General features: G+C 65.7%; 12 protein-coding genes. 5 read left to right on the forward strand and 7 right to left on the reverse strand.

Annotated features, from left to right (window positions below; genetic code table 11):
• The first annotated feature begins 385 nt into the window (after positions 1-385).
• Complete coding sequence (gene kbl / locus Q0X16_RS05260; protein WP_297831530.1) at positions 386-1,588, forward strand: glycine C-acetyltransferase; 1,203 nt, start codon at positions 386-388, stop codon at positions 1,586-1,588.
• Positions 1,589-1,633: 45 nt separating this feature from the next.
• On the opposite strand, the gene Q0X16_RS05265 is transcribed toward kbl, so the two are convergent.
• Positions 1,634-2,137 carry a hypothetical protein gene (locus tag Q0X16_RS05265; protein ID WP_297831533.1) on the reverse strand — a complete coding sequence of 168 codons (504 nt, stop codon included), beginning with the start codon at positions 2,135-2,137 and terminating at the stop codon, positions 1,634-1,636.
• Positions 2,138-2,268: 131 nt separating this feature from the next.
• Positions 2,269-3,345 carry an OmpA family protein gene (locus tag Q0X16_RS05270; RefSeq protein WP_345780279.1) on the reverse strand — a complete coding sequence of 359 codons (1,077 nt, stop codon included), beginning with the start codon at positions 3,343-3,345 and terminating at the stop codon, positions 2,269-2,271.
• 602 nt (positions 3,346-3,947) lie between these two features.
• On the opposite strand from Q0X16_RS05270, the gene Q0X16_RS05275 reads away from it, so the two are divergent.
• Both Q0X16_RS05275 and Q0X16_RS05280 read left to right on the forward strand, forming a co-directional pair.
• Entirely contained in the window at positions 3,948-4,406 is a 459-nt protein-coding gene (locus tag Q0X16_RS05275; protein ID WP_297831535.1) for a cell wall hydrolase, read from the forward strand.
• Positions 4,407-4,479: 73 nt separating this feature from the next.
• A complete protein-coding gene (locus Q0X16_RS05280) occupies positions 4,480-5,088 on the forward strand; it encodes a glutathione S-transferase N-terminal domain-containing protein (RefSeq protein ID WP_297831537.1) in 609 nt (202 codons plus the stop codon).
• 72 nt (positions 5,089-5,160) lie between these two features.
• Here Q0X16_RS05280 and prpC read toward each other — a convergent pair whose 3' ends face one another.
• From prpC to Q0X16_RS05305, 5 genes are all read right to left on the reverse strand, one after another.
• On the reverse strand, positions 5,161-6,315 hold the full coding sequence (gene prpC / locus Q0X16_RS05285; RefSeq protein WP_297831540.1) for a 2-methylcitrate synthase: 1,155 nt from the start codon (positions 6,313-6,315) through the stop codon (positions 5,161-5,163).
• A gap of 123 nt (positions 6,316-6,438) precedes the next feature.
• Entirely contained in the window at positions 6,439-7,323 is an 885-nt protein-coding gene (gene prpB / locus Q0X16_RS05290) for a methylisocitrate lyase (protein WP_297831543.1), read from the reverse strand.
• Between the two features lie 57 nt (positions 7,324-7,380).
• Positions 7,381-8,328 carry an MBL fold metallo-hydrolase gene (locus Q0X16_RS05295; protein WP_297831546.1) on the reverse strand — a complete coding sequence of 316 codons (948 nt, stop codon included), beginning with the start codon at positions 8,326-8,328 and terminating at the stop codon, positions 7,381-7,383.
• A gap of 104 nt (positions 8,329-8,432) precedes the next feature.
• Positions 8,433-9,416, reverse strand: coding sequence for a malate dehydrogenase (locus tag Q0X16_RS05300; RefSeq protein ID WP_297831550.1), 984 nt, complete (start codon positions 9,414-9,416; stop codon positions 8,433-8,435).
• Positions 9,417-9,511: 95 nt separating this feature from the next.
• Positions 9,512-10,711, reverse strand: a complete 1,200-nt coding sequence (locus Q0X16_RS05305; protein ID WP_297831553.1) for an aminotransferase class I/II-fold pyridoxal phosphate-dependent enzyme — start codon at positions 10,709-10,711, stop codon at positions 9,512-9,514.
• A 60-nt stretch (positions 10,712-10,771) separates the two neighbouring features.
• On the opposite strand from Q0X16_RS05305, the gene Q0X16_RS05310 reads away from it, so the two are divergent.
• Entirely contained in the window at positions 10,772-11,563 is a 792-nt protein-coding gene (locus Q0X16_RS05310; protein ID WP_297831555.1) for a hypothetical protein, read from the forward strand.
• The coding region (locus Q0X16_RS05315) for a M48 family metallopeptidase (protein WP_297831558.1) at positions 11,560-12,010 on the forward strand (451 nt) is incomplete at its 3' end. The genes Q0X16_RS05310 and Q0X16_RS05315, both read left to right, overlap by 4 nt.

A 12,010-nucleotide genomic window follows, 5' to 3' on the forward strand; every position in this document is an offset into this window, starting at 1 on the left:
CCAGATCGACTTCGGAAAGGAATTCTTCTTGCATCGCAACCTCCATTGAGAGGCCACGATGAAGGCGCTGAATCCCATTGCTGGCAAGTGAAATCACGGGCTGTCAAGGCCAACTCCCGCCCATTAGCGGCAGAAATTGGAGTAACATTTCAGCTACAGCCTTAGTCGGCCGCGTGCGGTCGCCTGAGCACCACCATGTTCTTGAAAACCCAACCTGTCCGGTTGGTTTTTTTTCGGCTTTTGCCTGCCTCCGGATGGCGGGGTGTCATGACCCGTCGGAAGCCCCCCGTCGAAGCGTCGGGAGGATCGCCGAGCCGCGCCAGTCAAACGCGCTGCGCCGACGGGAGGACTAGAATCTCAAGTCTCCATCCCGCCGATCCAGCCCATGACCGCCTCTCCGCTGACCCAACGCTATGCCGACACGCTGGACGAAATCCGCACCGCCGGCCTGTTCAAATCCGAGCGCATCATCACCAGCCCGCAATCGGCCGAAATTACCCTGGCCGATGGCCGCAAGGTGCTGAACTTCTGCGCCAACAACTACCTGGGCCTGGCCGACCACCCGGACATCATCGCCGCCGCCAAGGACGCGCTGGACAGCCACGGCTTCGGCATGGCCTCGGTGCGTTTCATCTGCGGCACGCAGGACCTGCACAAGCAGCTGGAGCAGACGATCTCGGCGTTCTTCGGCAAGCAGGACACCATCCTGTACGCCGCCTGCTTCGATGCCAACGGCGGCCTGTTCGAGCCACTGCTGGACGAGACCGACGCGATCATTTCCGATGCCCTCAACCACGCCTCCATCATCGACGGCGTGCGCCTGTGCAAGGCCAAGCGCTACCGCTACGCCAACTGCGACATGGCCGATCTTGAAACCCAGCTCAAGCAAGCCAGGGCCGACGGCGCGCGCACCATCCTGATCACCACCGACGGCGTGTTCTCGATGGACGGCTTCATCGCCCCGCTGGATGAAATCACCGCGCTGGCCGCAAAATACGGTGCGCTGGTGCACATCGACGAATGCCATGCCACCGGCTTCCTGGGCGAGACCGGCCGCGGCAGCGCCGAGGTCAAGGGTGTGCTGGACAAGATCGACATCATCACCGGCACCCTCGGCAAGGCGATGGGCGGCGCGCTGGGTGGCTTCACCACCGGCCGCAGCGAAGTGATCGAAATGCTTCGCCAGCGCTCGCGGCCCTACCTGTTCTCCAACTCGCTGCCGCCGCACGTGGCCGCCGCCGGCACCAAGGCGTTCGAAATGCTGTCCTCGGCCGGCGAGCTGCGCGCGCGGCTGCGCGAAAACACCGCGTATTTCCGCGAACGCATGACTGCTGCCGGCTTCGACATCAAGCCTGGCGTGCATCCAATCTGCCCGGTGATGCTGTACGACGCGCCGCTGGCGCAGCGCTTCGCGCAGCGCCTGCTGGAAGAAGGCATCTACGCCATCGGTTTCTTCTTCCCGGTGGTGGCCAAGGGCCAGGCGCGCATCCGCTGCCAGATGAGCGCCGCACACACGCGCGAACAGCTCGACCGCGCCATCGATGCGTTCATCCACATCGGCCGCGAATTGGGTGTACTCAAGAACTGATCGGATCGCCCGGGCTTCCAGCGGGCGGCCTGCAGATCCGGTGGCTTACTTGTTTTCCTGCTGCTGCGCGGGAGGAGTGGCAGGCGGCGTCGCGGCAGCGCCATCCCGCCGCCCGACCACGCGCACGCCGCGCGCGCGCATCCACGCATCGAACTCGTCGGCAGTCATGCGCTTGCCGTCCTGGGTCATGTTGAAGCGCCACGGCCGGTTGTCGTACGGCGTTTCCGGCTTGTAGCCCGCCGCGTCCCCCATCGGCGCCGAAGGCGACGCTGCCGGCGTGATCGAGGCGACCGCGCGGCAGCCATCGATGCGGATCCGGGTGAGCACGCTTTCCACCGACAGGGCTTCGTCGAAGGACTGAGCCAGGACGCCGCTCGCACCACCCAGCTGGGTCGCCGTCGGGGTCAACTCCGAAGCCAGGGGCGAAATCCAAGCGGTTTGCACCGCGGTCAACGTCACGTCCACCGCGCAGGTCGATCCTGCAGCCAGCGCCATTGTCGGCAAGGCCAGCAACGCGACAGCGCAAACCATTCCACGCATCCCCAGCATCACGAAACCTCCATTGGCTTGCAACAGTGTATGGACGCGTCCGCTGCAACGCAACACATGGCACCGCCTCCTGAAACAACGAAGCCCGGCACGAGGCCGGGCTTCGTCCATTGCAGCGTGAACGCCCGGACTTACTGGGTGTTCAGCTCGGTGCGGCGGTTGATTTCGCTCTTGCAGGCCGGGAAGGTCTGCGGGGTCTGCTCCAGCGGACGGCTCTCGCCGTAGCCGACCGGGCCAGCCAGACGCGAGGCGTCGACACCATGGCTGGTCAGGTAGTCGAACACCACGCGCGCGCGCTTATCTGAGAGCGTCTGGTTGTAGGTGTCCTTGCCGCACAGGTCGGTGTGACCCGCCACTTCGACGCGCAGATCGGGGTAGCGCTTCAGGATCTCGGCGGCCTCGTTCAGGATCGCGATCGCGTCCGGACGCAGGGTGGCCTTGTCGAAGTCGAAGTTCACGCCCTTCAGGTCGATCGACACCGGCACCGGGCAACCGTCCGGACCGATGGTCTGACCCGGCTGCGAGTTCGGGCACTTGTCGTTGCAGTTGTTGACGCCGTCGCCGTCGTCGTCGAGATCGGCGCAGGTGGTCTGCGGCTGCGGGGCAGCCACCACCGGCGGAGCGGGATCCGGGCCGAGAGCGTAGGTCACGCCAACCGACAGCAGAGCATCGGCGAACGAATCCTGGCTCGGATCCGGACCGGCGTTGCGCTTGTCGAAGTCTGCGCGCATGGCAAGTTCGGTCCGGATGTCCAGCCGGTTGAAGTCGAACTGCAAGCCGGCACCGAAGTTCAGCGCGGCATTCGAGTCGCGATGACGCATCGGAACCCCGAGCAGGTAGTACTCTTCTTCATGACGCTGCCAGCCAATGCCGGCCTTCAAGTAAGGCCACCACTTGTCGCCGGCATCGCGGAAATGGTAGCGCGCATCAATCGAAACGCCATATTGGCTCCACTTCAGATCCGGGCTGGCAGTCTCATCGGGATTCTGGTAGTTCAGCTCGACATCCCAAGACCAACGCGGGCTGATGAACTTGCCAAAGCCCAACGTACCGAACAGCGCATCCTCCGTGCCTCGGCTCGAATCCTGGAAATTCACACCGGCCGAACCGGTGACGTACCAACGGTCATCATACTCCTGGGCGGACGCAGCCTGCGCCACCATGCCCAGGCCAACCACGAGGGCGGCACAGAGGAGTTTCTTGTTCATGCTTTCAGCTCCTTGGAAATCGAAATGAAGAAACCGTGACGCAAAAAATGGTGCCCCGAACGGCAGGCCCGCATGCAGACTCGCACATGCGGCGACCGTGCACCAGTTAACACTAACATAACGGTTGACCGCTTGCCAAGCGTTCTTTTTGCCGGCGCCACGGAAGATCAACCAGGCTCCCGACGGCTGCTGCAAGGTTCGATCGTCGCAGACTCCATGGATCCCGCAACGATGCTGCTTGCACTCCGGGCCAGCACCATGGTGGGAAGCCGTCCTCGAGCAAAAACTCCGCATAAATCAGCGGCTTTCATTTTTTCCGTTCAGCCTGCGTTCGAAAACCGGTTGCTACCTTGCACCCGCTTCCGCCCCGATCGGTTCGCGATCCCCCCGCTTGCGGAAGTCCAATCCATCCGGTCTCGCTGCCCCCGCGCGAGCCCCCCCCCGGGGCAAAGGGCGCCGCAGAGCCCCGCCCACCGCGCACAGCCCGTGCGCAAGAGCTTCCGGCCCTGTTCGGCCGAACTCTCCAATTCGCCAGGTCACGGTTTGTCCTCCGCCCTGTTCCGGCGGGACACAGCGTGCCGCAACGGAGCAAGGAGTCCGACATGAAACTGGCGTGGATCCTCTGGTTGACGCACGTCCTGCCGCAACCAGCCGCCGATTCGCTGTGCCTGTCGACCACGGTCTATCTGGAAGCCCGCGACCAGTCGGCGCTGGGCCAGCAGGCGGTTGCCGAGGTCGCACTGCGTCGCCGCGACAGCGGCCTGTGGGGCGACAACCTGTGCGCGGTCGTCACCGCGCGCAAGCAGTTCGCGCCTACGATCGTCTCGCCGCAGACCCGCCTGTCCAACATCGGCGCCTGGGAAGAAGCGGTGACGGTGTCGCTGGATTCGGAGCGCAACTGGGCGCTTCCAATCGGCCAACGCAGGTTGGTCGTCCCCGGTGCCAGCCATTTCAAGGTGACCCACGTGGTCAGTGGTTCATGGGGCAATGCGCGGGAAGTCGCCACCATCGGCGATCACACTTTCTATCGCGTCCCGGGGCTGCTTCGGCAGCGCGGCTGAGGCGCCGCCTCACGATCATCTTTCCTTCATCCGCCGTGCCGGATAGTGGCTGCCATTTCAACGGAGGCCACCCATGAAGCTGTACACCTCACCCGGCGCCTGCTCGCTTGCCGACCACATCACGCTGGAGTGGATCGGACAGCCCTACGAGTTCCAGATCGTGAAGGGCGCGGATCGCAAGACGCCGGAATTCCTCAAGCTCAATCCTGCCGGCGCGGTGCCGGCGCTGCAGGTGGGCGACTGGGTGCTGACCCAGAACACCGCGATCCTGCACTACCTGATGGACAGGTTCCCAGACTGCGGCCTGTGCGGCGGAAGCCTGGAACAGCGCGCCGAGGTCAACCGCTGGCTGGCCACCGTCAATTCCGACGTCCACCCGGCGTTCAAGCCGCTGTTCGGCGCCACCGCGTATCTGGAAGACGAGGCGGCGATCCAGAAGAGCCACGACAACGCCCGCAAGCAGCTGCGAACCTACTTCGAACGTGTTGACGCGCAGCTGGCCGGCAAGGACTGGATCACCGGCAGCCGGTCGATCGCCGATCCGTACTGGTTCGTCGTCACGCAGTGGGCCAAGAAGGTCGGCGTCGATCTGTCGGGGCTGGACAACCTGGCCCGCTTCGATGCCCACATGGCGGCCGATGCCGGCGTGCAGAAGGCGATGAAGGACGAAGGGCTGATCTGATTCCGCTCCATCCGCGCCGCAACGAAAAGGCCACGCATTGCGTGGCCTTTTCACGTTCCGGCAGGCGGCGGCTCAGCGCTGCGCGAGCGGCACGAAGGCCTGGTCTTCCGGGCCGGTGTAGTTCGCACTCGGGCGGATGATCTTGCCGTCGATGCGCTGCTCGATCACATGCGCGCTCCAGCCGCTCGTGCGCGCCAGCACGAACAGGGGGGTGAACATCGCGGTCGGCACGCCCATCATGTGGTAGCTGACCGCGCTGAACCAGTCGAGATTGGGGAACATCTTCTTGATGTCCCACATCACCGACTCCAGCCGCTCGGCGATGGCGTACATCTTCATGTTGCCCTGCTCGGCCGACAGCTGGCGCGCGACCTCCTTGATGACCTTGTTGCGCGGATCGGACACGGTGTAGACCGGATGCCCGAAGCCGATCACCACTTCCTTGCGCTCGACCCGCGCCTTGATGTCGGCTTCGGCCTCGTCCGGTGTCTCGTAGCGCTTCTGGATCTCGAACGCCACTTCGTTCGCGCCGCCGTGCTTGGGTCCACGCAGCGCGCCAATGCCGCCGGCGATGCACGAATGCATGTCGCTGCCAGTGCCGGCGATGACGCGGCAGGTGAAGGTGGATGCGTTGAATTCGTGCTCGGCGTACAGGATCAGGCTGGTGTGCATTGCCCGCACCCAGCTCTCCGGCGGCGGCTCGCCGTGCAGCAGGTGCAGGAAGTGGCCGCCGATGGAGTCATCGTCGGTTTCAACATCGATGACGCGGCCGTTGTGGCTGTAGTGGTACCAGTACAGCAGCATCGAACCGAGCGAGGCCATCAGCTTGTCGGCGATATCGCGCGCGCCGGGATGGTTGTGATCGTCCTTCTCGGGCTGCACGCAGCCCAGCACCGAGACGCCGGTGCGCATCACGTCCATCGGATGCGCCGAGGGCGGCAGTTCTTCCAGCGCCGCCTTGACCGCCGCCGGCACGCCGCGCAGGGCCTTGAGCTTGGCCTTGTAGGCAGCCAGTTCGGCGCGATTGGGCAACTTGCCGTGCACCAGCAGATGGGCGATCTCCTCGAACTCACAGGCGGTGGCCAGGTCGAGGATGTCGTAGCCGCGATAGTGCAGATCGTTGCCGCTGCGGCCAACCGTGCACAGCGCCGTGTTGCCCGCCGCGGTACCGCTCAGGGCGACGGATTTCTTCGGCTTGAAGCCGGGCGCCGGGGTGGTCTCGCTCATGTGTGTTCTCCCATTCCCTAGTAAAGAAGCAGTTGGACGCGGATCAGAGCCGACGAACGCGGATCAAGAACATTCATTCTTTGGATCTTTATCCGCGTCCATCCGCGTCATCCGCGTCAAAAATCACTTTTTCACCGCAAACAGCGCGTCGAGTTTGTCCTCGTAGGCGTGGTAGCCCAAGAAGTCGTACAGCTGTTCCCGCGTCTGCAGGGTGTCGATGATGTTTTTCTGGGTACCTTCGCGCCGCACCGTCTCGTAGAAATTGAGTGCCGCCTTGTTCATCGCGCGGTACGCGCCGCAGCAGTACAGGGCGATGTCCACGCCAGCATCGCGCAGTTCGTTGGTGGTGTAGAACGGTGTGCTGCCGAATTCGGTGAGGTTGGCGAGGATCGGCACCCGCACCGCCGCCTTGAACTTGCGGTAGTCGTCCAGCGTCTTCATCGCCTCAGGAAAGATCATGTCCGCGCCGGCTTCGACATAGGCCACCGCGCGATCGATCGCGCTGTCGATGCCCTCCACCGCCGTCGCGTCGGTGCGCGCCATGATGACGAAGCCGGCATCGCTGCGCGCATCCACCGCCGCCTTGACCCGGTCCACCATCTCGTCTTTGCTCACCACTTCCTTGCCGGGACGATGGCCGCAGCGCTTCTGCCCGACCTGGTCTTCCATATGCACGGCAGCCACGCCGATGCGCTCGAAATTGCGGATGGTGCGGCCGATGTTGAACGCCCCGCCCCAGCCGGTGTCGATATCCACCAGCAGCGGCATGCCGGTGGCATCGACAATGCGGCGCGCATCGGTCAGCACGTCTTCCATTGTGCTGATGCCGAGGTCGGGCATGCCCAGCGAATTGGCGGCGACGCCGCCGCCGGACAGATACAGCGCGCGATAGCCGGTGCGCTTGGCCATCAGGCCGGCGTAGGCGGTGATCGCGCCCATGACCTGCAAGGGGGATTCGGCGGCGAGCGCGGCGCGGAAGCGCGCCCCGGCAGAGGGGAGCTGGCTCATGGCACCTCCGGAAAATGCCCATTTTACCGGAATCGGGGGACGGGTCCGCCGCTCCAGCTAAAGCACGTCGAGATCGTGCGCGAGCACCACCTGGCCCTTGAACGTGCTGCGCACCTCGTCCAGCACCACGGCATCGGGCACGCCGTTGGCGATGACGTGGGTGAGCACCAGCAGCTTCGCGCGGGCACGGGTCGCCACCTCGCCCACCTGGGTCGCCAGCGTGTGCGCGGCGGCGTGGTAGGGCTGGCGTTCGGGCGGATAGGCGCGGAAGGCGGTATCCGACAGCACCTCGTGAATGAGCAGGTCGCAGCCGTCGCAGGCGCTGGCGACGGCCTCCGACTGGCGGGTGTCGCCGGAAATCACGATCGTGCGGTCGGGGGTGTCGATGCGATAGCCGTAGGCGTGCAACCCTTCGACGTGCTGGACCGCGAACGCCCGCACGGTGATGCGCTCGTCGCGGTACACGACGCCGGGATCGACCTCATGCGCCACCGCCCGCCAGCCGTCCGGCGACGGGCCGCCGGGATCGGTCGTGCGGACGTGGATGTCGTCGGCATAGCCCTCACCGATCGACTTCAGCAGCCGCGCCAGGCCCGACGGACCGTAGACATCCACCGGCGCGGCGCGTCCCTGGATCCACGGCGTGAAAATGGCGTCGGCCAACCCCAAGGTGTGGTCCGAATGCAGGTGGGTGATGAAGATCGCCTGGAAGCGCGGGTTGGGCTGTCCTCCGGGGCGCTCGGGCGCAAACACCTTCACTCCGGCCCGCCCGGCCGCCGCCGCCCGGCGCACCACCCCGGCACCGGCATCGAACAGGTACGCCACGTCGTCCACGACCACCGCCACCGCCGGCCCGCTGCGGTCCGGGTCCGGAATCGGCGTGCCGGTGCCGAGCATCACCACCTGGGTGCGCGAGGTTTCCACCCGATTGTCGCCGCTTGCCGCCATGGCCGGAGTCTGGGCGAAGGCGGCGACCAGCGCCAGCCATCCGAGCAATCGCATCATCCCAAGCCCTCCTTCATCGTTTCGCAAACCGCTGCCAGCATGCCGCGAAAACAAGACGGGCGGCACGCGGCCGCCCGTCTGCACACGTTGTCGCCAGCCCGACTTCAGAGCAGATGGGCGATCCCGGCGCGCTCTTCTTCCAGCTCGGCCAGCGTCTTGTCCATGCGCTCGCGGCTGAAGGCGTCGATCTCGAGGCCCTCGACGCGGGTGTACTCCCCGTTCGCGCAGGTGACGGGCACGCCATAGATGATGCCTTCCGGAATGCCGTAGCTGCCGTCGGACGGCACGCCCATCGTCACCCACTTGCCGTCGGTGCCCAGCGCCCAGTCGCGCATGTGGCAGATCGCGGCATTGGCCGCCGAGGCCGCCGACGACAGGCCGCGCGCTTCGATGATCGCCGCGCCGCGCTTGGCGACGGTCGGAATGAAGGTGTTGGCGTTCCAATCGGCATCGCCGATCTTGTCGGCCAGCGAGGCGCCGCCGGCGGTGGCGAAGCGGTAGTCGGGGTACATGGTGGTGCTGTGATTGCCCCAAACCGCCAGCCGGTCAATGTCGGCCACCGCCACACCGGCCTTGATCGCCAACTGCGACAGCGAACGGTTGTGGTCCAGACGCAGCATCGCGGTGAAATTCTTCGCCGGCAGATCCGGAGCCGACTTCATGGCGATGTAGGCGTTGGTGTTGGCCGGATTGCCCACCACCAGCACCTTCACGTTGCGGCTGGCCACAGCATTCAAGGCCTTGCCCTGCACGGTGAAGATCTTGGCGTTTTCCTGCAGCAGGTCCTTGCGCTCCATGCCCGGACCGCGCGGACGCGCGCCGACCAGCATCGCGTAGTCGGCGTCCTTGAACGCGACCATCGGATCGTCGGTGCCGACCATCCCCGCCAGCAGCGGGAACGCGCCGTCCTCCAGTTCCATCATCACGCCGCGCAGGGCCGCCTGCGCTTTTTCCATCGGCAGTTCCAGCATCTGCAGGATGACCGGCTGATCCTTGCCCAGCATGTCGCCAGCGGCAATGCGGAACAGCAGCGCGTAGCCGATCTGGCCGGCGGCGCCGGTGACGGCAACTCGGACGGGATTCTTCATGGGATGCTCCGTGTTTCGAAAATTCGGGGATCAGGAGCCGGGAAAACCGATTCGGGGTTCATTCCGGATCAAGCGCTCCGGCTCCACTGGGGTTCTCAAGTCAACTCGGAAAAAAACTCCTGGATCCGCGCCAGGCCCGGCGCGAGCTGCTCCGGCGGACAGGTGTAGCTGATGCGCAGACCGCGCGGGTCGCCGAAGGCCGAACCCGGAACGCAGGCCACGCCCTTGGCGTCGAGCAGGGCGGCGCAGAAATCGACGTCGTTCCCGATCTTCACGCTGTTGTGCGATTTGCCGAACGCGCAGGCGATCTCGGGGAACGCGTAGAACGCGCCCTGCGGCACCGGGCAAACCACGCCGGGAATGGCGGAAAGCGCGGCGACGACCCGATCGCGGCGGACCTGGAACTCGGCGCACTTTTGCGTCGGCACATCCTGCGGTCCGGACAGCGCGGCCACCGCCGCCGCCGTCACGACTTCGGGAAGGCTGGTGATGTGGTTGGAATTGAGCGTCGTCACCGCCTTGGCCACCGACTCGGGCCCGACCATGAAGCCGACCCGCCAGCCCGGCATGCCGTAGGTCTTGGACAGCGAGTCGATGAAGATGGTGCGCTCGCGCAGTTCGGGGCGGAATTGCACGAAATTGGCGTATTCCAGCCCGTCGAACAGCATCCGGTTGTAGATGTCGTCGGTGATGACCCAGGTGTCTGGATGGCGCGCGATCACCTCGGCCAGCGCGGCGATCTCGTCCTTCGTGTACACCATCCCGGTCGGATTCGACGGATTGTTGAACAGGAACACCTTGGGCTTATTCGCCAGCGCGGCATCCAGCTGCGCCGGGGTGAGCTTGTAGTGCTGCGTAGCCGGGCAAGGCAGCAGGTCGACCTTGGCGTTGACGATCTCGGCGATGTCGAGGTAGCTGGTCCAGTACGGTACCGGGAAAGCGATGGTGTCGCCCTCGTCGAGCAGCGCTTCTGCAAGGTTGTAGATCACCTGTTTGGCGCCGATGCCGACCGCGCAGTTGGCGCGACCGTAGCCGGTCAGGCCCAGCCCCTCGACATGCCCGAGCAGCGCATCGAGCAGCGCGTCGCTGCCCCGATTGCTGCCATACTGGCCGCTGTCTTTCGCGATCGCTTCGCGTGCGGCAGCATGGACGTGCTCGCCGGGCAGGAAATTCGGAACGCCGATGGAGAAACTGATGATGTCGCGCCCTTCCGCTTTCAGGCGCTTGGCCTTGTCGGCGATCAGCATGATGACGCTGGGCTTGGCGCGACCGATGCGCCGTGCGAGTTGAGGCATGTGGGGAACCTCGTGAACCGGCCGCAAAATGCGGCACATGACATGGGAGCAAGCCTTCGAATGTTAACACAGACGCCCGTTTCGACCCGTTCACCGGCTCCGGGAAAAGCCCGCCTGAACTGGCTCCGTGGCGCGTTCCTGCTGGCGGCGCTGACGCTGCTGTCCGGCTGCGCCTCCACCTCCGTCCGCACCGTGCGCGACGCCAGCGGGCAGCCGCTGGGCCTGCGTGGCTCGGTGGTCCTGGTCGAGCCCGACATCGAGTTGTCCGAAGTCATGGCCGGCGGCATGTCCGAACCCCGGCGCGAATGGACCTCGACGGCGCGCCTGCTCTATCCGCAGGCGGCGCGCGAAGCCCTCGCCCGCCAGGGCATCGGCATGCAGCCCGACTACATCCTGCCCGCCGATGCCGGTCCCGACGATCCGCGCCGCCAGCTCACCCTGCTCAGCCAGGCAGTGTCGATGAGCATCCTGCAGTACAGCCGCAGTTCGGGCACCGGACCGCTGCGCAACAAGCACGGCCGCTTCGACTGGTCGCTCGGACCCGGCGTTTCGGTCCTGCGCGAAGCCACCGGCGCCGACTACGCGCTGTTCACCTACATCCGCGACAGCTACGCCAGCGGCGGCCGCACCGCGATGCGGGTGGCCGGCCTGCTCCTGCTCGGCGGCGACATCGGCGGCGGCATGCAGGTCGGCGTGGCTTCGCTGGTCGACCTGCGCACCGGGCAGGTGGTCTGGCACAACCTGCTGGTGGATCAGACCGGCGACTTGCGCAACCTCGCCGGCGCCCGCGAGACGACCGGGCAACTGCTCAAGGGGATTCGCGGCGAGGCACCCAGGGAGGCCGGGCAATGAAGCCTCGGCAGATTCTGCTCGCCGCCTCGGTTGCGTTGGCGTTTTCGACGAGCGCCTTCGCTGCCCCGCGACAAACCGCCCCCGCGCCATCCACCGGAACCAGCCAGCCGGCGTCGGGCGACGAGGCCGAGCTGTGGTACGCGATGGAACGCGCCGAGACCGAACTCAAGCGCTCGCCGCTGCTGGTGCGCGATCCCGCGCTCAACGCCTATGTGCGCGGCGTGGCCTGCAAGGTCGCCGGCGACCAGTGCGACAACATCCGGGTGTATATCGTCGATGTGCCGCAGTTCAACGCCAGCATGGCCCCCAACGGCATGCTGGTGCTGTGGACCGGCGCCCTGCTGCGGATGCGCGACGAGGCCGAACTGGCCTTCGTGCTGGGCCACGAAACCGGCCACTTCACAGCTCGCCATTCCCTGCAGCAGTGGCGCAAGATGAAAACCGCCA

This window comes from Thermomonas sp., from assembly GCF_025993755.1.
Classification (GTDB): domain Bacteria; phylum Pseudomonadota; class Gammaproteobacteria; order Xanthomonadales; family Xanthomonadaceae; genus Thermomonas.

Bases quoted from the DNA above. Each gene is read 5' to 3' on its own strand.
- kbl (WP_297831530.1), top strand. From the start codon at position 386: ATGACCGCCTCTCCGCTGACCCAACGCTATGCCGACACGCTGGACGAA.
- Q0X16_RS05265 (WP_297831533.1), bottom strand. From the start codon at position 2,137: ATGCTGGGGATGCGTGGAATGGTTTGCGCTGTCGCGTTGCTGGCCTTG.
- Q0X16_RS05270 (WP_345780279.1), bottom strand. From the start codon at position 3,345: ATGAACAAGAAACTCCTCTGTGCCGCCCTCGTGGTTGGCCTGGGCATG.
- Q0X16_RS05275 (WP_297831535.1), top strand. From the start codon at position 3,948: ATGAAACTGGCGTGGATCCTCTGGTTGACGCACGTCCTGCCGCAACCA.
- Q0X16_RS05280 (WP_297831537.1), top strand. From the start codon at position 4,480: ATGAAGCTGTACACCTCACCCGGCGCCTGCTCGCTTGCCGACCACATC.
- prpC (WP_297831540.1), bottom strand. From the start codon at position 6,315: ATGAGCGAGACCACCCCGGCGCCCGGCTTCAAGCCGAAGAAATCCGTC.
- prpB (WP_297831543.1), bottom strand. From the start codon at position 7,323: ATGAGCCAGCTCCCCTCTGCCGGGGCGCGCTTCCGCGCCGCGCTCGCC.
- Q0X16_RS05295 (WP_297831546.1), bottom strand. From the start codon at position 8,328: ATGATGCGATTGCTCGGATGGCTGGCGCTGGTCGCCGCCTTCGCCCAG.
- Q0X16_RS05300 (WP_297831550.1), bottom strand. From the start codon at position 9,416: ATGAAGAATCCCGTCCGAGTTGCCGTCACCGGCGCCGCCGGCCAGATC.
- Q0X16_RS05305 (WP_297831553.1), bottom strand. From the start codon at position 10,711: ATGCCTCAACTCGCACGGCGCATCGGTCGCGCCAAGCCCAGCGTCATC.
- Q0X16_RS05310 (WP_297831555.1), top strand. From the start codon at position 10,772: ATGTTAACACAGACGCCCGTTTCGACCCGTTCACCGGCTCCGGGAAAA.